Origin of the sequence: Danxiaibacter flavus, assembly GCF_041060425.1 — a bacterium.
In the GTDB taxonomy this organism is placed as follows: Bacteria; Bacteroidota; Bacteroidia; order Chitinophagales; family Chitinophagaceae; genus Danxiaibacter; species Danxiaibacter flavus.
On record NZ_JAULBC010000004.1, the window covers coordinates 41645 to 63607 of the forward strand.

The window sequence follows — 21963 nt, forward strand, 5'->3', positions numbered from 1 at the left end:
GCAATATAAAAAGGCCATTTGATAAATGGCCTTTTTACTTTATTAAAATTTAAAAATATTAGTAGCCCGGGTTCTGTTCCAGGTTTGGATTTACCGCCAATTGCCTGTTTGGAATTGGATAGATCAGGTATTTTGGATCATCTGTGCCATCTTTTTCCTGCCATGGATCAAGGAACTTGCCGAAACGGATCAGATCAGTTCTGCGGTGGCACTCAAAGTAAAATTCACGTCCTAATTCATCCAGCAGATTGTCCAAAGTTAATGATGCAAAAGGCGTAACATTTCTGGCAGCTCTAACCTGGTTTACAAGTGTGAGACCACCTGCTGCATTTCCAGATCTTAACATTGCTTCAGCTTTCATCAGCAATACATCGGAATAACGATAAAATACGTAGTCGTTGTTTGCAAATGTACCATCGCTTGACGCATAGTCTATCGTATATTTCATTACCCGAATACCTGTAAATTCCAACGTATTAGGATCCGTTTCTTTAATTTTTACTGCTGCTGTAAAAGCAAGCGGGTGTCCTTTTCTATCTGTAAGCGCCTTACCTGTCTGATCATATTGCTGACCAATCAAAAATCCAGCTTTAATACCAGATTTATCAGTCATACCTGGGTAGCTTTCACCTCTGCGTTTATCAGCAGCATCAAATTTGTTATAAAAATCAGATAGTGTGGTAAAGCCATTCCATCCACTTGGATTTTGATTATAGTGTAAACCCATATACCAACGGGAACGAACGTCGCCACCTTCAGCACCACCTACGTTGTTTGCAGTAAAGATATTTTCGGTAGACTTAGTGTCGTTATCAGGTGCAAAGTTGTCAAAGTAATCAGTGCTGAACTTGTACCTGCCACTGGTTATGATTTGATCAGCCAAAGTGATTACCTGGGCCATATCTGCGTTATCAAAAGTTGGCGCTGCTCTATTAGCAATTACGCCTTTATTCAAATAACATTTCATTAATAACACACGTGCAGCATCCTTATTTGCCTGGTTAGCAGGAGGCCCATCTGGCAAATCTTTAATAATAGCATTTAACTCACTCATTATATAATCCAGCGCCTCCGAGCCTTTACGTACGCGTGATGCCCCAACGGTACTTTCACCAGGATCACGGTAAGGAACCTGGTTCCAAATATCCAATATATCGAACATGGCAAAAGCTCTAAGGAAACGAGCCTGAGCCGCCTGGCTTGCCGACGGGCTGTATTGCAACAAATCGGTAGACGAAAATACAACGCCACCTAAGTTATTAAAAGTGTTATTAACATAAGCGTGATCGGCCGTCCATTTGTGCGCATGAAGCACGCGCCAGATACCGTTATCATCCCAGTCGCCACCGCGTGTTGGTCCAAGACACTCGTCTGTAGAGTGTTCCTGTAATGCCCAAACACCGTCTTGTTGCTGATATGGAACCCGCATCGCATTATATGCGCCTTTCAAAAGAGCATCAACATTGTTGCTGCCTATACCACCAGTTGATACCGTTGAGTGAAGTGTTTCATCCAGCTTCGTGCACGAAGAAATACAACAGGTTGACGCAAGTATATATGTAAGAACTTTCAGTTTCATTTTTCAAAATTTATTATTGAAGAGAAAAATTTATACCCACATTAAACGTCCTTGATGAAGGATACGGCGTGTATTCTATACCCGCAGAAGGCACGTTGTTGTAGGTTTTATCTGTGTTAACTTCCGGATCAAATCCTTTGTACTTTGTAAACACCGCCAAATTTTGTCCGGTTACATATATTGTAGCGTTTTTAAGAGATTTTCCGAGATTGCCCAGGTTATAAGAAAGTGTAACGTTGGCTAACTTCATGTAGTTACCGTCTTCAATATATCTTGAAGACGAAGTAATCGGGTTGGACAATGATTCTTTAGGAGTTGTCGTAATTATCGATTTCTCTATATTTCTTGATCCCAGGTTTGGCGCCGGTAAATATGCGTTGATAGTATTGTTATAGATCTTATGACCAAACGCACCGTTCATATTTACGATAAGCGCAAACTTCTTGTAGTTAACTGATGTGCTGAGACCCAAAATTGTAGTTGGAATTGGACTACCTACGTAATAAAATGTGTTACCATTGTCTTCATACATTGCCTGGCCGTCTTTATCCAATCCAAGATAATGTCTTGTATAGAAAACATTCATTGGGTGGCCGTTAGCCATTTGCTCTACCCTTGTCTCGGACAAGCCCTGACCGCTTAAGCTACCGGTACTGATTGGTGCAGCAAGACCGTTTACTACATTCTTTATAAATGTTGCATTAACACCCAATGTCCAAAGTAAATTTTTATTGCTGATAATGTCTCCATTTACAGTCGCCTCTACACCTTTATTGGAAACGTTTCCGTCAATGTTTCTCCAGGTAACAACTGTTCCGGGAGGTGCTGGCTGAACCGCGTCAGTTGGAAATAACAGGTCAGTTGTAAGCTTATCAAAGTAATCAACGGTACCATATATTCTATTCTTAAGCAACCCGAAATCAACACCAATATTGGTTTGTCTGTCTGACTGCCATTTTAGACTTGAGTTAGCATTTTGTGCTTGTGACAAACCACCAGAGGTAATATTGTACGTTTTTTGCGAAGCACCTGATGGAAATTCCTGGTTACCGGTTTTACCCCAACCAACTCTTAATTTTAAAAGGTTAACAAAACTGTTTCCTTTTAAGAAATCTTCATTGGTAATATTCCATGCTCCGGCAAATGATGGAAAATATCCCGTTTTATTATCGCCACCAAATTTTGTTGATCCATCTGAACGAAGTGTTCCGGTAACAATGAAACGATCTTTCCAATTCAAAGTCACTCTTCCGAAGTACGATTTCAATTCAGTTACAGGATCATTAAATGAACTTATATTTCTGTTTCCAGGATTTGAACCTTGCAGATAATCGGTGTAATCTAAACCTGGATAACTCTGGAAGCCTGACGCTGTAATGCTGGCGCCTTTATTGGAAAAGCTTTGGTATTCATAACCGATCACAGCATTAAGATTAAACGAAGAACTAATCTTTTTATTATAGCTCAGTGTTTGTGTAAATTGCTTGGTAAGCAATTCATTGTTTGCATATCCTGCCCAGCCTTTGCCTTTCACATCATTCAAATTTATCCAGGATTGAATGGATGTTCTTCTTACACCTGAACTGTAGTTAGCGCTCGCCAGGATACGATATTCTAAATCGTTGGTGATTTTGTAATAAGGAGAAATACTTGCCAGCACCGTGTTTACAACTGAGTGATCATTATAAGCTTCAGACATACCCAGCGGATTGACGATATCGCCAGCAAGAATGTTTAAAGAATCTCCGATTTTTAACGCCTGGGTAGGATTCCATTGTAAGGCATGGCCGATGAGGCTACCGGTGGCACCTGCATCATTTGAAACAGGGGCGATGGTTTCATTAATTTGGTTAACCAATATATTTATGTCAACACCGAGTCTTTTGTTATTCAGAAATTTAAATCCGCTGTTAAGATTTGCGGAATATTTTTTAAGTCCAGACTTTCTTAAAATACCGTCCTGATTTTGATAGCCCAGGGTTACACGATAACGGGCGTTTTCATTGCCTCCACTTGCTCCTACCGTGAAATTCTGATTCCACGCAGTTCGTGTGATCGCGTCCATGGCGTCTACACTTGAACCATAGTCACCATAGTTCAGACCGTAGGATTTTAATGCTCCGCGATATTCATCTGCATTCAGCACGTCAATTTTCTTCAGCAACTTGCTAAAGCCGGTGCTTGCAGAAACATATAATTTGGGAGGACCTGATTCACCCTTTTTTGTGGTAACCATTACCACACCATAGGCAGCACGCGAACCGTATATCGCTGTGGCAGATGCATCTTTTAAAACGTCGATGGATGCGATGTCATTTGTGTTGATGAAGTTAAGCGGGTTTGTAACGGGTGTGTTACCTATATTCTGTGCGTTAACAGCGGGACGGGCGGACCTTCCATCCAAAGGAACGCCGTCAATAACATAAAGCGGCTGGCCGGTTCCGGTAACTGCAGAGTTACCGCGAATGCGTACTGTTGTAGCCGCGCCAGGCTGACCACTGTTACCAAGTACCTGTACACCGGCAACCTTGCCTTGAATTAACTGGTCGGGAGCTGTAAAAACACCCTTATTAAAGTTCTTTTCAGTAACCGATCCAACAGATCCTGTAAGATCTTTTTTACGGGCGGTACCATATCCCACAACAACCACATCGGTTAACGTAGTGTTGTCAGGCGCAAGGGAAACTGTAATGTCTCCCGTTGCTGGAATGCTGACAGTTTGAGCAGCAAAACCAACGAATGAAATTTCCACAGAAGACGCGGATGCAGGCGCTGAGAGTTTGAAGCTCCCCTGAGCGTCTGTTGTTGTACCCACCTTGGTTCCCTTAACAAGAACAGATGCACCAACAACGGGCGCGCCCTTGTCATCTGTTACTTTTCCGGTTACCGTTTTTGATTGGGCTAAAACAACCTGCGTCATGAGTACGAAGCAGTAAAGCAGTAAGGCTTTAAGTTGTAATTTGGCAAACATAGATGCAGTTTTAGTCTTGAAGTATCACACAAAAAACATGTGTAATTAGTACACAAATAACACTTTTTTTTCCTGAATAACTAATTAAAAAACACTTAAACGGGGTGAATTTCAGGCGAAAATTATTGAGTTTTTTATGCAATCCTTTGCATAGCGGGCACAAAAAAACCACCCACTAAAACTGGTGGATGGCTTCTTGTAAAAAATTGATGCAGGTCGTTATTTCAAAGCTGCAACATGATCATTATAAAACTTAACTGTTTCGATAACATCAGGCAGATTATGCTCCCAGTTTGACTCATGTTCAATAGACATCATTCCATTGAAATTCTGGCGTTTTAATTCCTGGAAAACCGGGTCGAACTTAATAACACCTTTTCCAACTACTGTGTCTGCTGCATCAGTTTTATCAAATGCAACGATGTCTTTCAGGTGCACGCCATAAATGTGACCATCTAATTTCTTTAAGCAATCAACCGGATCCAGGCCATTGCGGGACCAGTGACCGATATCAGCACAAGATCCAATATTTGGATGTCCCTGGATAGCAGCCAGCACAGAATCAGGATGCCAGTAAGCATTTGGTTTTGGATGATCATGAATGGCTACTTTAATACCGTAAGCACCAGCCAGGCTGTCAACTGCACCCCATTGGTCCTTTTTAGGTTCAGCAGTAATATAGCTTAGCCCGAAATATTTAGCGAGGTCGAAAGCTTTTTTCCATTCAGCAACATCTTTTGGTGAAATAACACCCATTGCAACAATGTTGATTCCTTTTGAATCCAACCAACCTTTTACTTTGGCTTTATCAGCATCTGTCATGTCCCAACCAAATTTGGCGCTTCCACCTTTTACAAGCGGCATACCCACAAAAGCTTCAATATGTTTAACACCGGCGCTGTCAACTTTAGCCAGCGCTTCTTCAAATGAGAACAATCTGAATGTCCACATCTGGATCCCAATCTTAAAACCTGCAGTTGAACCGGAAGAAGCTGTAGTACTGTCTTTTGAAGTTGCTGTAGAATCGCTTCCGCCAGTTTGAGAAGAAGGATTGTTACACTGCGTTAGCATCATCGCACAAACGATGCCGAGGCATGCACAAGCAATTTTTTTCATGATGTTAGATGTTTGAGTAATTAAATAGGAAGCAATTTAATGGAAATGTGCGAATGTGCGGGTGTGCAAATGTGCGGGTGTGCAAATGTGCGAATGTGCGAATGCCTAAGAATTGAGAATTGACAATTGAAAATTGAAAATGAACGGAGCGAGTCTTATTTCACTCATTATCTCGTTTAAATACCCACATTCTATCAGATATCTGCACATTTGCCATTTGCACACCTGCACATTTACTCATCTGCACATTCACGCATTCTCCCTCATTTTCAATTTTCAATTTTCAATTTCACCCATCTGCACATTCGCACATTTACTCATTCGCACATTCACCCATTCACCCTCATTTTCAATTGTCCCCGCCTGAATGACGTCAGTCGGGCAGGAATTTTCAATTTTCAATTGTTGAAGTTTAAGGGTACGCTTACCTTAAAAGTAAAATTGCGGCCCATATTAAATACGCCTGTGCGGCCTGTTACATTGTTTTCTGCGGTGTATTTCAATCTGCTGAGATGGTTTTGATAAGCTATATCTCCAAGGTTGTTGCCTGCAATGTTTATCGAGAATAGCGTCCTGCCCTTGCTCGCAATATCAGCTCCGATGCCTGCATTTATCAACCAGTAATCGCTTGTAGCAGTTTCCGTATTATACCCTGTAAAGGGATGGCTTTGCTTAAAATTGTAATCGCTTTGCAGGCTTACATAAAAGTTTTTGATGGATTTTCCCTTGGTAAGAAAATTACCTCTAAGCTCGGAAAATAATCTTGCGGCAGGAATCATTGGCACGTTGGAAGATCCGTCAAGTGCCTCTTTAAATTGTGCCCTCGTATAAGAAAAGCTGTTTTCAAAATGGAGCCAGTCCAACGGGTGCGGATGGATATCGATGGTTGCTTCTCCACCATATAAATATGCATCATGCTGAGAAAAACGAAATACATTTAATAAGGCACCTGTTTCGCTATCAACAATGATTGAATCCTGGCCTGCGCCATTCAATACTTTCTGATAAAAGATGTAATTGCTGATGTTATTGTAGAATAAGCTTGCATTAATGGAAACGTGTTCCGTATTAATATCAACTCCGCCATCAACCTGGAAACTAACTTCAGAAGAAAGATTCTTCTCGCCAACTTCATAACGATTGGTGCCTTCGTGCGCACCGTTGCTGGCTAATTCTGCAAAATTGGGAGCACGGAAACCACGAGCCACATTCAGCTTCAACGTAACTAGTTTGGATACTTCATAGCTCAGGCCGGCACTTCCAGAAACGTTGGCAAAATTCTTTTCAAACGGAGCAAATTTCTGTTCATTGTCAACCAGCATTTGTTTCCCTTCTGCATGCCTGTTATCTACACGCAGACCACCACTTAACTGCAATCCATTCTTATAATATTGTGTATAGATAAACCCTCCAATATCAAACAATGAATAATCAGGTATTATTACTTCTTCTGCCCTGTTGGTGTTGGTTTGCGACATTCCCGTTATACCAAAGCTTGTCTTCCATTCTTTTTTACCGGTTAAATGATAGCGCGCGGCATAAGTAATTGTTTTCAGATCAAAATAGGCATTTGGCACATCCACCGCATCTATGTTGCCAAACTCGCGGCGTTGATTGCGCTGGTAGCCCAGTGTTACGTCCAGTTTATTTTTGCCGATGTTAAAACTATTGTCAGCCGTTACTTTGAAATGCCCGATGTGCTGGTAAGGAATTAAGGGGGTAATGCTTTTAAAATCATTGTCAGTTGCAATTTCTTCTCCTCCGCTTACTGCTTTAATAAACTTTCCGGTAGCGGAGTCCCGATCACCTTCCACCATTCCTGCCTTTAAATTAAAGTCGCTGACATACAACCTCGTAAAGCCCCACCTTCCGGCATAGCCAGCCATCGCACCAAAATTATGTTCGGCAAATTTTGAATTGAATACATAACCGTCATATTGGTTTTTGTAGTCGTGAGAAGCTTTATATGTGCCATAAGCATTCCAGCTAAAGCCATTTTTTGTACCGCCAATGTTACCGTTAAATCCACGCAGGGCACTATTGGTTTGATATTCGGCCAAAACGTTTCCTTTTATTGTTCCTTCGGGCGCCGGCACCTGGCTTTGAATGTTAATTACGCCTGCAATAGCATCGCTTCCGTACATCATAGAAGCCGGCCCTTTGAGCACTTCTATTTTCTGAACATTGTAATCATCTATTTCAATACCATGCTCATCACCCCATTGTTGGCCTTCCTGTCTTACGCCATCATTTATTACTACAACTCTGTTATACCCAAGGCCGCGGATAAAGGGCTTGGCAATAGCCGGACCGGTAGTTACCACAGAAACGCCCGGAACGGCCTTACTTAAACCTTCCATTACATTTGTAGATGATACATGCAATAAATCATTTTGCCTTAACACGCTTACCGGCTGCGGAGATAACCGTAAACGGATGGCAGAGGCCACGCCGGTTACCGTTACAGCCTCCTGCTCAACAATTGCCGGCTTTAGCGTATAATTTTTTTCCGTATTGCCTTTAATAATTACCGTTTCCAATATACTCGTATAGCCCTGGTAAGATATCTCTACAAGGTATTTGCCTTCTTTAACACCTGTTGTTTTAAACTCACCGTTATTGTTGGCAATAGCACCGGCGTTTGCATCATGAATAATAATACTTGCCTGAGGTAAAGGCTTGCCTGAAGTTTCATCCCTTACAGTACCCGATAAATAAGATTTTTCAGTGGTTGCAGTAGAGCGGTTAGCCTTTTGCGCCGTTGCATATACTCCTAAAAGCAACGTGGCAAAAAAGATTGAAAGTCGTAGCATATTCATTTTTTGTTACAATGTTGCAAATATAGGGGTTTATTATTTTTTTCAACAATGTTGCAAAAATTAATTCATTGTAAACATTTGTCGATTCATGCAGCATTGCATTAATTTTTTTGTCTAAATTTATGGGTACTTCAAATACCTTATGACCGAAGAAGCACTCATTTACGGTTGTCTCCAGAACGATCCCACAGCACAAAGGGAGCTGTACAACAGGTACAGTCCTAAAATGCTATCGGTTTGTTACAGGTACGCGCAGAACCGGGAAGACGCCGAAGACATGCTTCAGGAGGGTTTCATTAAGGTTTTTACCCAAATAAATACATTTCAGAATAAAGGAGCTTTTGAGGGTTGGGTTAGGAAAGTCATCGTTCATACTTGTATCAATTTTTTAAAAAAATACAAGAAATTTAATGAGAACGTTGATCTGGCTTACGCCACCTATCTGCAGGTAAAGGAAGAAACCATTCCTTCACTAATGCAGGCGAAGCAGGTGGTTGAATGCATAAGACTTTTACCCGTTGGATATAAAACAGTCTTAAACCTTTATGCTATTGAAGGGTACAGTCACAAAGAAATCGCAGAAATGTTGGAAATAGAAGAAAGTACAAGCAGAAGCCAATATACCAGGGCAAAAGCCATGCTGGAAGCCATTCTGATAAAGAAGAAAATATTGGAAAAGCCGGAAGCAGATCTGGCACTGCATGTTGTGTTTAAAAAATAACCAGGACTAAACGTAATGAGGAGCCCATTACATAATGATGATTTTGAAAGTTTTCTTCAAAAGCAGGTGAATCAGCATCGGATGTATGCTGCCGACCAGATTTGGAGGAACATTCAGGAAGAACTGCATGGCAAAAGCCGGTGGCCCGCTCTTACATTTACTGCTATTGCTGTTATTGCTCTTCTCGTTGCCGGAACACTTCTTGTAAAGCCTGAAAAAAGACTTCAAAACGTCGAACTATATGCCCGGACGCATGCAAAAGCGCAACAACCGGCGCCTGAAAAATCAGGCGATGGCTACCAAACTATCGAAGAACGCATTTTACCCAATACTGTAACTGAAAAGACAATAGCTGCGGTAAAAAACAAGCTGAACGGTCAGCAGGTTCAACAGGAAAACCCTGCCGGCGACCTGGTTGCGAAAGTGGATGAAGCAAACCTTTCAGCCGTTTCAGATAAAAAGACAGTTGCAAAACCTGATTTAAAAAATGACGAAGTAACACTCGCCAAACTGAATAACGTTGATGTTACAGAATTATCTCAGGCTATTATCATAAATAACCCGGCAAATTTGCTGGCGTTAACATCGCCTTTAACCAATCAGGCTATAGCAGATGAACAACTTTCCAATCATGCTCCGCTTCCGATAGAATTTACATTGTCAAAACCCAAGGCGTCCAGCATGAAGCAATATTCATTCTTACAGCGCCTGGCTTTACAATTTTATATAACACCTTCTTCAAGCTACCGCACTTTAATTGATGATAAATCACAGAGAATCAATTCAAGTTACCTTAACAACACGCCATTGGCAAATACGTCACTTGACGCGAACAGCGCGGTAAAACAAAAACCGGCCATGGGTATAGAAATAGGCCTTGGCGTTGGTTACAATCTGAGCAAAAGGTTTATGATCAAATCCGGGCTTCAGTTTAACGCCAGACAATATAATATTGAAGCATATAATGTTCCGACTCAGCAAACTTCAGTCGGCCTGGGATACGACAATGTGTACAGAACAACCTCTTCCTACAGCACTACTCCTGCCGGAAGTACTTCAGTTACAACCATACAGAATAAAACTTACGAGTTGTCGTTGCCAATTGGCGCTGATTACAGGATCCTTCGTTCAGGTTCTGGTAAAGTAGCATGGAACGTGGCGGCTTCCATTCAACCAACTTATACTTTTGACAAAGAACCATTCCTTCTCAGCACCGATCTGAAAAATTATGCGGACGGAACCGACCTGATGAGAAAATGGAATTTCAATTCCTCTATAGAAACTTATGTAAGTTTCCAATCAGGAAAATACAGGTGGCAAATAGGCCCGCAGTTCCGTTACCAGGTACTGCCAACTTACATCAAGAATTACCCGATCAAGGAACACTTGTTTGATTACGGCATCAAGGTTGGATTTAGCAAGAGGCTGAAGTAGGTAAGGTATCAGGCATTAGGTGTCAGGTATCAGGTTTGGTGTGTGCAATAAGGCGTTAGCAGCCACAATTTTCAATTCTCCATTTTCAATTGTCAATTACCTAATTTCGTTTGATGAAAAAAATTGTTGCCGTCGCGACACTATTGGTTTTATTTTCCTGCAATTCAAAAAACACTCCGGAAGAGGGCGCTAAAATTATCAACAACGATTCAACTGTTTTTTATCCCATCCGCCAGTTTTTTACAGAAGACAAAAAGGATGTAGACAGTACGCCTTATTTTCTTTACAGGATTGCAGAGAAAGATGGCAGGCGTGATTCCACACCCATTTCAAAACGGACTTTTGATAGCCTGGCAAGCATGTTCACCGCCTTTGATATAAATGATACTTCGGTAAAGAAATATTACGAGGAAAATGTCTTTAACGATCTTACAACAAACAGCATTACGTTAAGTTACAGGAGCATAAATAAGCGATTGCCGGTTCAGAGTATTGACGTGCTGCTAAACAACGAGAGCCAAAGGGTAAAGCGAATATTTGTAAGCAAATTGAGCAATAAAGGCGACACCGTGATAATAGATAAAATGGGATGGAAAGCAAATGAAAGCTTTTACATAAACAGGCTGATCCAGCTTCCGGGAGGAAAGGAACAATCTGAAAAAAATACCGTAATATGGAATAAAAAAAATTGAAAATTGAAAGTTGAAAATTGACAATTAAGAACTCCGCCGCCGGCTTCATTTTCAATTATCAATTTTCAATTGTCAATTAGTGTAATTATGACATCTGCAGAATTTCAACAAATAGCACATAAAATTCCGGTACAGCCGGGTATTTACAAATATTTTGATTCAAAAGGGGATCTTATATACGTTGGGAAGGCCAAAAGCCTTCGCAAACGGGTAAGCTCGTACTTCAATAAAACTTTCTCAGGTTATAAGACGCATGAACTGGTTCAGCGCGTTCATCATATCGAATTTACCATTGTAGGTTCAGAGCAGGATGCTTTCCTTTTGGAAAATTCACTCATCAAACAATTTCAACCCAAATACAACATCAACCTGAAAGACGATAAATCTTATCCCTTTATCGTCATCAAAAAAGAACCTTTTCCACGGATCTTTCTCACCAGGAGAAAGATCAATGATGGCTCCGAGTACCTGGGGCCGTTTACTTCCGCAGGAAAAGTGCGCGAATTGATCGGCTTCATCCGCCAGTTTATTCCGTTAAGAACCTGCAAATTGAATTTAACCAAAGAAGCCATACAAAGAGGTAAGTTCAAAGTTTGCCTGGAGTATCATTTGGGAAATTGCAAAGGCCCGTGTGAGGGTTTACAGTCGGAGGAGGATTACGCAGAAGCATTGCAAGAGGTTCGACAGATGTTGAAAGGAAACCTCTCACCCGTATTTGAAAAGCTCAAGGCGCAAATGCAGGAACATGCGATGAATCTTCAGTTTGAAAAAGCAGAGCAAGTAAGAAAAAAGATCGATTACCTGGAAAGCTACCAGGCAAAATCAATCATTGTAAGCAGGCATATTGGAACGCTGGATGTTTTTTCTATTTTGAAGGAAGATGAAACGGCATATGTAAACTACCTGATGGTAGAAAACGGAACGATTGTCCAAACTCATACCATTGAACTGGAAACAAAGCTGGAAGAAACGGAGAACGAAGTATTGGAGTTTGCAGTCGGCAACCTGCGCGAGACATTTAATAGCCTTGCAAGAGAAATTGTACTGCCATTCGAAATAGATTACCCCGAAGAAACGGTTACCGTAACAGTTCCCAAAGGTGGCGATAAAAAGAAGCTGCTCGAGCTGTCCCAAAAGAATGTAAACTACTTTAAAGAAGAACTGCGCAAGAAGAAAATACTCGCGCTGGAAGGCAAGAGTGATATGGAAAAGAAAAAAGTGCTTTACCAGCTACAGGAAGCATTGCATCTTAGAGAAGCGCCTGTTCATATTGAGTGCTTTGATAATTCCAACTTCCAGGGCAGTTTTCCCGTTTCAGCAATGGTTTGCTTCAGAGATGGAGTTCCGAGTAAAAAGGACTACAGACATTATAATGTAAAGACCGTTGAGGGCATCAATGACTTCGCTACCATGAAGGAAGTTGTTTACCGCAGGTATAAGCGTTTAAAGGACGAAGAAACGTCACTTCCGCAACTGGTCATTATAGATGGAGGGAAGGGACAATTAGGTGCTGCAATGGAAAGCATAAGAGAACTGGACCTGGTGGGCAAGATGACCGTTGTTGGGCTGGCGAAAAATGAAGAGGAAATATTTTTTCCGGGTGATCAACAATCTATTAAGTTGCCCTGGGACAGTGAGAGCCTGAAGCTGGTGCGGAGAATAAGGGATGAAGTGCACCGCTTTGGCATTACGTTCCATCGCCAGAAACGATCAAAAGGCACGTTTGTAAACGAGTTGGAAAGCATTAAAGGAATAGGCCAGCAAACAGCGACGCAATTGCTACAGCATTTTAAGTCTGTAGGCAATATAAAAACAAAATCCGCTGATGAAATCGCCCAGGTAATAGGCAAATCAAAAGCGGATATTGTGGTGAATTATTTTGCAGAAAAACAGAAATAGCCATGTAAGATGTACGATTTTAGATGTACGATGTGTAATGTACTTTATCAAAATCAACCTGCACCTAAGTACGAAGTACGATTTACGAAGTACTCGACTGCAACAGGCTTATGAAACTCAAGCCGGCCTGTATTTATCAGCTCACAGCTGATAGCTAATAGCTGATAGCTCCTTAGTTTCTGTTTCTGTTTCCCAGGAAAATGAAAATATACTGTACCAGGGTAACCAGGCTGGCCAATGCGGCAACAACATAGGTCATGGCGGCCCATTTCAGGGCGTCTTTTGCTTTATCATGCTCTTGCCCGCGGGTTATATTGGTGCTGTTTAACCAAACCAGGGCCCTGTTGCTGGCATCAAATTCTACAGGCAACGTAATCAGCGAGAAAATGGTTGTCATTGCAAAAAGGAAAATTCCAATTAATAACAAGGCAGGAAATACTTTAATCATCAAAATCCCGCCCAGCAAAACCCACTGCACAATATTACTGCTGAACTGAACAATAGGTACCAGTTTGCTACGCATTGTCAACCAACGGTAAGCGGTTGCGTGTTGAACCGCATGCCCGCACTCATGGGCTGCAACAGCAGCTGCCGCAATACTGCTTCCCTGGTAAACTTCAGGGCTAAGATTAACGGTCTTGTCCAGCGGATTATAATGGTCTGTAAGATGTCCCTCAACAGAGGTTACTGTTACATCATAAATGTTGTTATCCCGAAGCATTTTTTCAGCCACTTGCCGCCCTGTCAAACCGCTCGAAAGTGGCTCCTGACTGTAGTGCGCAAACTTGCTTTTGAGCACCATCGAAACCAGCATACTAATACCCACAAAAAGAAGGGAAACAAGGAAAATTGAGTTCATTTTTTCTTATTTAAAAGATAGTCTACAAATAATTAACCAACTCAGAAACAATGACTTATTGTACCTCGCGTACGCTTCCAAAGGTCATAATGACATAATAAATTTATGAAATATTACAATTTGGGCAAAATGTCAGTATTAACCGGCTATTTTAGGGGTTGAAAGTTATCAACAAGGGTAAAAATTAATTTTGAAATGTGCCTCATTATTGTAATTTAGTGGCAGAATTTAATGGGTTAGTAAGTAAAAGGTCGGTAGCCATACCGGCCTTTTTACTGTCCGGAAGTTTCTCTTTTAACTACCACAAAACTCACTTAAAAAATCAGGTACTTTCATCAAAACTGTCAACAAATCTCACCTCGTTATTGTTCTTCGCGAAGATTTATTCGCACTAAAAATGGAACTGATCTTTTGCATAAAATTTCAACGCATAACTCTTCTATCTTTACCGCATGAGTAAAGTAAAAAAAGCTTTCTTCTGTAGCAATTGTGGTTACGAAAGTCCTAAGTGGCTCGGTAAGTGTCCCTCGTGTAATCAATGGAACACATTTGTGGAAGAAGTGCTTGAAAAAAGCAATGGCAAAGCACCAAATGAATGGAAAGAATATAGCACCAATCCAACCAAACCACGCATCGTTTCATTACATGACATTGCAACTACCGAAGAAAACCGGCTGATTACCGGCGATGCTGAATTAAACCGTGTGCTTGGTGGCGGTATAGTTCCAGGAAGCATTGTACTGGTAGGCGGTGAGCCCGGTATTGGTAAGAGTACATTGTTTCTACAGAATGCACTTCAACTAAAGAACGTAACCACCCTTTATGTAAGCGGCGAAGAAAGCGAGCAGCAGATTAAAATGCGTGCGGACAGATTAAGAATTCAAAATGAAAATTTTTATCTGCTTACCGAGGCACAAACCAATATCATTTTTAAAGAGATTAAAAAGCTAAAACCGGATCTTGTAATCATCGACTCTATACAAACGCTACAATCAGAATTTATAGAATCATCACCCGGCAGTGTTTCGCAGATAAGGGAGTGTGCAGCAGAGTTGCAGCGGTTTGCAAAGGAAACAAACACGCCGGTATTCCTGATCGGCCATATTACTAAAGACGGCAGTATAGCAGGACCAAAGATTCTGGAGCACATGGTTGACACTGTACTTCAGTTTGAAGGCGACAGGCATTACACGTATAGAATACTCCGGACGTTGAAGAACCGTTTCGGAAGCACATCTGAACTTGGCATTTATGAAATGACAGGCGACGGAATGCGACCGGTATTAAATCCTTCAGAGATACTACTCACACAAAAGGAAGAACAACTGAGTGGTAGCGCCATCGCTGCAACTATGGAAGGTTTAAGACCTTTGCTGATAGAAATACAGGCACTGGTAACGCAAAGCGTTTATGGAACACCGCAACGCACCGTAAATGGTTTTGATCTTCGCAGACTGCAACTGCTGCTCGCTGTGCTGGAAAAAAGGGGAGGCTTTCATTTCGGTATGAAGGATGTGTTCCTGAACATTGCCGGAGGCATAAAAGTGGAAGACCCGAGCATTGATCTTGCCGTTATTTGCGCATTGCTTTCTTCTTATGAGGATGTGCCATTACCAGCACATATTTGCTTTGCCGGAGAGGTTGGACTTAACGGAGAAATCCGCGCCGTTAATCGCATAGAACAACGCATTGCAGAAGCAGAGAAACTGGGCTTCGAAAAAATCATCGTCTCACGTTATAACAAGAAAGGACTTGACCATGCCAAGCTTAAAATTGAAGTGCTTGCGCTGGGACGTGTGGATGAAGTGTACCGGTATTTGTTTTAGTGAATAGTGAATGGTCAATAGTGAAAGGTGCTGGCTGGCTAAAATTAAAAAAACAGTACCTTACATAGTTACTTTAGCAGCTGATAGCTGATAGCTGATAGCTGATAGCTGATAGCTGATACCTAAACCCCAGACCCATGACTCTACTCAACAGCCTTTTACATTTATTCTTTCCGCACATTTGTGAAGGTTGCGGATCAGATGAGCTGGATGAAAGCAGCCTACTCTGTGCCAGATGTTTTTCTGATCTTCCTGAAACAGGTTTTACCGGAAAGAAAGATAACATTGTAGAAAAAATATTCTTCGGCAGGATAAAAGTTGAAAAAGCCACAAGCGCATTTTATTTTACCAAGGATTCGTTAATACAGCGAATGATGATTCAGCTGAAGTACAAGGATAACAAAGCTGCAGGTCATTATCTCGGCAAATTGCTTGGCATGCAATTGCAAGCTTGTCCTGACTATGATGGTATTGACATGATCATCCCTCTCCCACTCAATCCTAAAAAGCAAAAAAAAAGAGGCTACAACCAGGCCGAGGAAATTTCGAAAGGCATGTTTACGGTTTGGCCCAAACCCGTTGTTACAAATATTGCTTACAGACAGTATTTTACCCAAACCCAAACCCACAAGAACCGCATAAGCCGGTGGCAAACGATGGACGGCGTTTTTGCTGTAAGGAATGAAGATCAATTGGCCGGCAAACATGTACTGCTCGTAGATGATGTTATTACGACAGGCGCAACATTGGAAGCTTGCGGGCAGGCAATTCTAGCTATTCCGGGAACGAGGCTGAGTATTGCTTCGGTGGCGTATACGATGATTTGAGAGTAGGTATCAGGTGCCAGGTTTCAGGCATGAGGCATAAGGTATGAGGCGTGAGGTGGAAAGAGTCAGGCATGAGGTATAGGGCAGAGAAGATATTAACTCAGAGGGTTATAAATTACCTAGGGGAAAAAAGGAAATGTGGGAAACCGATCGATCACTAACCTTAAGCCTGATACACTTATACCCGATACCTTAAGCCTCACTCCTTCCACCTTCCACCTCACACCTCATACCTTACTCCTGCCTCCTGATACCTGATACCTGAAACCTGACACCTGATCGAAACCTTAATCCTAAGCAGTTCCTTTTTTACATATTTTTACAAGGACAATTTTTTTTATTGCTAACTATAAAAAGCATTTATGAAATATTTACTGTTAATAGCAATTGCGGTTATTGCATGCACGGCAGCATACAGCAAAACAAAAGCTAAGAAAAAAACTCCTGAAGCAACAGCATCAAAAAGTATCTATGATTTTAAGATCGCCAGCTTAGATGGTGGAGTGATCGACTTTTCAAAGTACAAGGGAAAAAAGATCTTAATTGTTAATACTGCATCCAAATGCGGCTTTACACCCCAGTATGAAGGATTGGAAAAATTATATGAATCACATAAAGATAAACTGGTGATCGTTGGTTTTCCTTCAGACAATTTTGGCGGACAAGAATACCAGGATAACAATGAAATAAAAGAATTCTGCAAGAAAAATTATGGTGTAACATTCCCGCTTACCACACGTGTTGATGTAAAAGGTGACAAAACAACGCCTGTTTATAACTATTTATGCCATAAAAGCGAAAACGGTGTATTGGATGCAACAATCAGTTGGAACTTTAATAAGTTCCTCATTGATGAAAATGGTAAACTTCTGGCTCATTTTGACAGCAAGGTTAAACCAGATGATCCTGAGTTGCTGAAATATCTGAATTAGTGAAGAAAGTGAAGAGTGAATGGTGAATAGTCAATGGTGAATAGCGAAAGGTGCGACATCTTCACTGGCATATTCAGACATAAGAGATCAGACATCAGCGATCTTCACATCAGGCATTGGAGATCTTTCAATCAGAGACCAAATAACTTCGTTTATTTGCAGCCAAAGGAGGATACAAGCGCATATGTTATTTAAGAATGTTGTAGGGCAACAGGAAACGAAACTGCATTTGGTGGAAATGGTTAATCAAAACCGCTTAAGCCATGCATTATTGTTCCTGGGTAAGGAAGGAAGTGGGGCATTGCCGCTTGCTATTGCATTTGCAAATTATATAAGCCTTAATCCCGCCGGCGCAAAGAAGGCTGAAGTTTCTGCAGGCGCATCTTTATTCGGGGAAGAGCCGGCAAAAGCTGCTGTTGTTCCATCTACATCTGACGAAGCGGATGCCTGGATGCAGCAACAACCAGCTTATTCCAAAGCTTCGGGGCTGATTCATCCCGATATACATTTTTCCTATCCCGCCATTCCTAAAAAAAGCGGTGATAAACCTGTAAGCACGGACTATATCAGCGAATGGAGAGAATTTGTGAAACAAACGCCTTATGGTAATGCTTTTGATTGGTTGCAGTTTATAGGAGCTGAAAACAAACAGGGGAACATAACGGCTGAAGAATGTAACGAAATTATCAGGAAGCTAAGCCTCAAAAGTTTTGAAAGCGAATACAAAGTGCTGGTGATGTGGATGCCTGAATATCTTGGCAAAGAGGGCAACAAACTATTAAAACTAATAGAGGAACCACCACCAAATACGCTGTTTGTCCTGGTCGCGGAAAATGAAGAGCAAATTTTGGCAACTATATTGAGCCGTTGCCAGCTTGTAAAAATTCCATTGCCTGATGCAAATGATATTTCGCATGCATTAATTACCGACTATAATGTTGCACCGGATACCGCCAGGCAAATTGCGGGCATTGCTGAAGGCAACTTCAGGGACGCGCTGCAATTGACACAGCATGCTGAGGAAGACTGGCAAGCTTTGTTACGGGACTGGTTGAATGCAACTTTGAAAGGAGGCCCGGTGGCTCAGGTAAAATGGATTGACGATGTTAGCAAACTGGGACGTGAAAAGCAGAAGCAATTCCTGAGATATTTTAATCACTTGTTGGAACAGAGCATCAGGATCAGGGTGATGGGTGCCGATAAAATCCAACTTGCCGAAAAGGAGAAAGATTTTGCCCAACGTCTCAACAAAATTGCATCTGTAAGTCAGCAACAAGTGATGATCGAAGAATTGGATAAGGCAGCTTATTACATTGAAAGAAATGCTAATGGGAAGATGTTGTTTCACGCGTTGACCATTAAACTTTACCATATAATTCAGGATAAAGCACTAATTTTGGTCGATTAGGGTGTTTCATACTTTATAAATAAAGATGAAATTCACCATTTATGTGGATGTTAGAAAAAGTGAATGTGCGAGGCTTAGGCCGTCAAAAAATACCTTGACCGCACTGTTGAACTGCGATTTATTTATATATATTATTGATTGTGAATAAAATGCTTGCCCTTAATTTATTTGGCTTTTAGTCTGTGGCATGGCTATTTACACAATCCTGTAGTTCTGCACTTATTTACTCTTCTAACACATCCACAATTGTTAACCAATTACTCATTGTAAAATAAAATGATATGGGTTGTGGATCTTGTGGCGGAGGTAAGCCCAATGGATGCAAAAGCAATGGAGGATGCAGCACCGGAAGCTGTAACAGGCTAAACGTGCATGACTGGCTAAGGAACCTTCCGATAGATGATGCAGATTCAAGTTGCAAAATAATTGAAGTAAGTTTTAGCCAGGGTAGCAGAAAAGAATTTTATAGAAACCCTACCCTACAATATTTTGAGAAAGGTGAATATATCACCGTGGAAGGAGTAAGTGGATTTGATGTGGGCGAGGTTTCTCTTACAGGTGAACTGGTTCGCCTGCAGATGAAGAAAAAGAATGTTGACGAATTCAATGCGGAAATAAAAAAGGTTCTTAGAAAGAGCGGGGAAAAGGATATTGAATTATTCAGACACAATAAGGACCGCGAGCGGGAAGCTTTGGCGAGAAGCAGGGCTATAGCAAAACAACTGAACCTGCAGATGAAACTGATACAGGTTGAATTTCAGGCTGACGGTAAAAAAGCTACCTTTTTCTACACCGCTGAAGACAGGGTTGATTTTCGTGAGCTGATCAAAATCTACGCTTCTGAATTCAAGGTAAAGGTGGAAATGAAGCAGATTGGCATCAGGCAGGAAGCAGCAAAGGTGGGTGGTATTGGAAGTTGTGGACGTGAACTTTGTTGCAGCACCTGGTTGAGCGATTTCAAAAGCGTTACTACAACAGCTGCACGATATCAGAATTTATCTATCAATCAGACCAAGCTGAGCGGACAATGCGGAAGGCTGAAATGTTGTCTCAACTATGAGTTAGATACTTATCTTGACGCCTTGCAACATTTTCCCGATAATGCAGAAACATTGGAAACCACAAGAGGGACAGCAACGCTGATTAAAAAAGATATTTTCAAAAACCTGATGTGGTACATTTTACCCGAAAGCAGTAAACAGTACCCTCTTTCAATTACACGGGTTAGAGAAATCAGGCGCATGAACGCTACCGGTCAAAAGGCGGATGAACTTCAGCCGGTGGAATTGTTAAGCAACAAACCCAAGGAAGTTGAGCATCAGTTTGTGGATGTGGTTGGACAAATAAGCCTTAAGAGCCTGGAACGCAACAGTAAAAAGAGGAAGGAGAAAGAAAGAGAGAACCGTCCTGATCCGCGCGATAAAAGAAATGCGGGCAATCAGCAACAGTCTCAACAACGTCCGCCTCAACAAAAGCCGCCGCAGCAAAAACCACCACAGCAGCAACAGCAAAGGCAACAACAGCAGAAGCCGCCTCAACAGCAGCAGCAGCAAAAGCCACCTCAGCAAAAACCGCCTTTTAACAGGCAACCTAAACCGCCTCAAGACAAAAAGAAATAATCAACAATACGAAGGTTTAGTTCAAAAGACTAAACCTTTTTTATTTATATTCAGCCAATATCCAAAAAACCGAAAAGAACCGAAGCCACCATGAAAAAAACCTGCTTTCTCCCGATCCTTATCATGATCACCTGCGCATGCAATAAGACAACCAAAAAATTAATTGCCGGACGATGGAACATATCTCAGATGTACACATCTGAATCACTTGAACCATCCTTAAAAAAATTGACAACGGAAGAAGAAAATAACACCGTTTTTTATAGCAACAGATTCATCTTTCATAAAGACGGTACTTTTGATATCAATCTATTGCAGGCTTACCTGCATGGTAACTGGGAATATAATGACCGGGAGCAATCGTTGAAGCTAACCGCGGATAGCAGCGGACAAACTTTTGAATGTCATGTAGACTCACTTAGTTTATTCGCCATGATTATCACCCCTGAAAAGAAATTCTTTCAAAAGATTGGTGAACTTTCGGATACGGCGTTACTCAACAACGTTGACATCAATACCAATATATCGCATACACTGGTTTTATCGTTTAACAGAGAGACTTACAACAACAAAGAAAAAGATCCGTATGATATTGCAAACAACCAATGGCGTATGCAACCGCTGCAACCGCTAAATGACAGGCAAATACATGCACGTGTTACCAATCATCTCAACTTTTTAAGATTGATCTTTAAAGACGCCCTGGACAAGGAACACGATGCGGTTTTATATAACTGGTTCAACACACCTTTTAAACTCGCAAACAACGGTGTGGCTCTTAAATTCTACGAAGAAATAAAACCAAATTGGGATAAAAACTTTTATGATTCTACTGAAGCGAAAGAAGGATATGAACTACTACGCAAATGCTTTAGCAGAAAGATAAATTTCATGCAGACCGATAATAAATTTTTGAAAAAAGTTGACATGCTCGATCAAATGATCAACAATATGAATCGTAATTAATTACGCTCTTCAAGATGCGTAGTCAGGGTTACATTACAGCGCCATACATTTTATTTTAAGGCTAATCGCTATGAAAAGTTAAAAGCGTTTTTTATTTTTATTACAAACGCGCTAATATGAAGTATACCCTCATAGCAGTGGCTGTAGCTACTACAGTCACGGTATGGAGTTATGCTCCGGGCACCAATGCATCCTCAAAAACAAGAGCGATTTTTAGTTTAAAACACAAATCCCGGTCCGTTATGTTCATTACAGAAATGTGCTGAAGCAAGTATTATGTGCAATGCTCAACACG

At 41.3% G+C, this 21963-nt stretch carries 17 protein-coding genes; 11 read left to right on the forward strand and 6 right to left on the reverse strand.

Going from position 1 to position 21963, the window contains the following annotated elements:
• Positions 1 to 58: 58 nt before the first annotated feature.
• The 5 genes from QTN47_RS12935 to QTN47_RS12955 form a co-directional block, all read right to left on the reverse strand.
• On the reverse strand, positions 59 to 1579 hold the full coding sequence (locus QTN47_RS12935; RefSeq protein WP_369329806.1) for a RagB/SusD family nutrient uptake outer membrane protein: 1521 nt from the start codon (positions 1577 to 1579) through the stop codon (positions 59 to 61).
• Positions 1580 to 1592: 13 nt separating this feature from the next.
• Positions 1593 to 4550: a SusC/RagA family TonB-linked outer membrane protein gene (locus tag QTN47_RS12940; protein WP_369329807.1), complete on the reverse strand. Its 2958-nt coding sequence runs from the start codon at positions 4548 to 4550 to the stop codon at positions 1593 to 1595.
• A 219-nt stretch (positions 4551 to 4769) separates the two neighbouring features.
• Positions 4770 to 5666 (reverse strand): sugar phosphate isomerase/epimerase family protein, encoded by an 897-nt coding sequence (locus tag QTN47_RS12945; protein WP_369329808.1) that lies wholly within the window; start codon positions 5664 to 5666, stop codon positions 4770 to 4772.
• A gap of 276 nt (positions 5667 to 5942) precedes the next feature.
• On the reverse strand, positions 5943 to 6068 hold the full coding sequence (locus tag QTN47_RS12950) for a hypothetical protein (protein ID WP_369329809.1): 126 nt from the start codon (positions 6066 to 6068) through the stop codon (positions 5943 to 5945).
• Entirely contained in the window at positions 6065 to 8479 is a 2415-nt protein-coding gene (locus QTN47_RS12955; protein WP_369329810.1) for a TonB-dependent receptor, read from the reverse strand. The genes QTN47_RS12950 and QTN47_RS12955 overlap by 4 nt, the downstream gene beginning before the upstream one ends.
• Before the next feature lie 148 nt (positions 8480 to 8627).
• On the opposite strand from QTN47_RS12955, the gene QTN47_RS12960 reads away from it, so the two are divergent.
• The 4 genes from QTN47_RS12960 to uvrC all read left to right on the forward strand — a co-directional run bounded on the left by QTN47_RS12960 (position 8628) and on the right by uvrC (position 13231).
• Complete coding sequence (locus tag QTN47_RS12960; RefSeq protein ID WP_369329811.1) at positions 8628 to 9206, forward strand: RNA polymerase sigma factor; 579 nt, start codon at positions 8628 to 8630, stop codon at positions 9204 to 9206.
• A gap of 15 nt (positions 9207 to 9221) precedes the next feature.
• Positions 9222 to 10640 (forward strand): outer membrane beta-barrel protein, encoded by a 1419-nt coding sequence (locus QTN47_RS12965; protein WP_369329812.1) that lies wholly within the window; start codon positions 9222 to 9224, stop codon positions 10638 to 10640.
• A gap of 113 nt (positions 10641 to 10753) precedes the next feature.
• Positions 10754 to 11332, forward strand: coding sequence for a hypothetical protein (locus QTN47_RS12970; protein ID WP_369329813.1), 579 nt, complete (start codon positions 10754 to 10756; stop codon positions 11330 to 11332).
• 87 nt (positions 11333 to 11419) lie between these two features.
• Positions 11420 to 13231, forward strand: a complete 1812-nt coding sequence (gene uvrC, locus QTN47_RS12975; protein WP_369329814.1) for an excinuclease ABC subunit UvrC — start codon at positions 11420 to 11422, stop codon at positions 13229 to 13231.
• Between the two features lie 172 nt (positions 13232 to 13403).
• Here uvrC and QTN47_RS12980 read toward each other — a convergent pair whose 3' ends face one another.
• Positions 13404 to 14090, reverse strand: a complete 687-nt coding sequence (locus QTN47_RS12980; RefSeq protein ID WP_369329815.1) for a zinc metallopeptidase — start codon at positions 14088 to 14090, stop codon at positions 13404 to 13406.
• Positions 14091 to 14542: 452 nt separating this feature from the next.
• On the opposite strand from QTN47_RS12980, the gene radA reads away from it, so the two are divergent.
• From radA to QTN47_RS13015, 7 genes are all read left to right on the forward strand, one after another.
• On the forward strand, positions 14543 to 15916 hold the full coding sequence (gene radA / locus QTN47_RS12985; RefSeq protein ID WP_369329816.1) for a DNA repair protein RadA: 1374 nt from the start codon (positions 14543 to 14545) through the stop codon (positions 15914 to 15916).
• Positions 15917 to 16053: 137 nt separating this feature from the next.
• Positions 16054 to 16743, forward strand: a complete 690-nt coding sequence (locus tag QTN47_RS12990; protein WP_369329817.1) for a ComF family protein — start codon at positions 16054 to 16056, stop codon at positions 16741 to 16743.
• Positions 16744 to 17105: 362 nt separating this feature from the next.
• The gene (locus QTN47_RS12995) at positions 17106 to 17675 is read left to right on the forward strand and encodes a glutathione peroxidase (protein WP_369329818.1); all 570 of its coding nucleotides are present in this window, start codon (positions 17106 to 17108) and stop codon (positions 17673 to 17675) included.
• A 184-nt stretch (positions 17676 to 17859) separates the two neighbouring features.
• Positions 17860 to 19083 (forward strand): DNA polymerase III subunit, encoded by a 1224-nt coding sequence (locus tag QTN47_RS13000; RefSeq protein WP_369329819.1) that lies wholly within the window; start codon positions 17860 to 17862, stop codon positions 19081 to 19083.
• Between the two features lie 281 nt (positions 19084 to 19364).
• Complete coding sequence (locus QTN47_RS13005) at positions 19365 to 20702, forward strand: PSP1 domain-containing protein (RefSeq protein WP_369329820.1); 1338 nt, start codon at positions 19365 to 19367, stop codon at positions 20700 to 20702.
• Between the two features lie 90 nt (positions 20703 to 20792).
• Positions 20793 to 21668 (forward strand): hypothetical protein, encoded by an 876-nt coding sequence (locus QTN47_RS13010; protein WP_369329821.1) that lies wholly within the window; start codon positions 20793 to 20795, stop codon positions 21666 to 21668.
• 116 nt (positions 21669 to 21784) lie between these two features.
• Positions 21785 to 21934, forward strand: coding sequence for a hypothetical protein (locus tag QTN47_RS13015; RefSeq protein ID WP_369329822.1), 150 nt, complete (start codon positions 21785 to 21787; stop codon positions 21932 to 21934).
• Positions 21935 to 21963: the final 29 nt, after the last annotated feature.

Excerpts from the sequence above, each read along its gene's own strand:
- uvrC (WP_369329814.1), top strand. The coding sequence starts at position 11,420 with ATGACATCTGCAGAATTTCAACAAATAGCACATAAAATTCCGGTACAG.
- QTN47_RS13010 (WP_369329821.1), top strand. The coding sequence starts at position 20,793 with ATGAAAAAAACCTGCTTTCTCCCGATCCTTATCATGATCACCTGCGCA.
- QTN47_RS12980 (WP_369329815.1), bottom strand. The coding sequence starts at position 14,090 with ATGAACTCAATTTTCCTTGTTTCCCTTCTTTTTGTGGGTATTAGTATG.
- QTN47_RS12995 (WP_369329818.1), top strand. The coding sequence starts at position 17,106 with ATGAAATATTTACTGTTAATAGCAATTGCGGTTATTGCATGCACGGCA.
- QTN47_RS12990 (WP_369329817.1), top strand. The coding sequence starts at position 16,054 with ATGACTCTACTCAACAGCCTTTTACATTTATTCTTTCCGCACATTTGT.
- QTN47_RS12970 (WP_369329813.1), top strand. The coding sequence starts at position 10,754 with ATGAAAAAAATTGTTGCCGTCGCGACACTATTGGTTTTATTTTCCTGC.
- QTN47_RS13015 (WP_369329822.1), top strand. The coding sequence starts at position 21,785 with ATGAAGTATACCCTCATAGCAGTGGCTGTAGCTACTACAGTCACGGTA.
- radA (WP_369329816.1), top strand. The coding sequence starts at position 14,543 with ATGAGTAAAGTAAAAAAAGCTTTCTTCTGTAGCAATTGTGGTTACGAA.
- QTN47_RS12945 (WP_369329808.1), bottom strand. The coding sequence starts at position 5,666 with ATGAAAAAAATTGCTTGTGCATGCCTCGGCATCGTTTGTGCGATGATG.
- QTN47_RS12955 (WP_369329810.1), bottom strand. The coding sequence starts at position 8,479 with ATGCTACGACTTTCAATCTTTTTTGCCACGTTGCTTTTAGGAGTATAT.
- QTN47_RS12965 (WP_369329812.1), top strand. The coding sequence starts at position 9,222 with ATGAGGAGCCCATTACATAATGATGATTTTGAAAGTTTTCTTCAAAAG.
- QTN47_RS12960 (WP_369329811.1), top strand. The coding sequence starts at position 8,628 with ATGACCGAAGAAGCACTCATTTACGGTTGTCTCCAGAACGATCCCACA.
- QTN47_RS13000 (WP_369329819.1), top strand. The coding sequence starts at position 17,860 with ATGTTATTTAAGAATGTTGTAGGGCAACAGGAAACGAAACTGCATTTG.
- QTN47_RS12940 (WP_369329807.1), bottom strand. The coding sequence starts at position 4,550 with ATGTTTGCCAAATTACAACTTAAAGCCTTACTGCTTTACTGCTTCGTA.
- QTN47_RS12935 (WP_369329806.1), bottom strand. The coding sequence starts at position 1,579 with ATGAAACTGAAAGTTCTTACATATATACTTGCGTCAACCTGTTGTATT.
- QTN47_RS13005 (WP_369329820.1), top strand. The coding sequence starts at position 19,365 with ATGGGTTGTGGATCTTGTGGCGGAGGTAAGCCCAATGGATGCAAAAGC.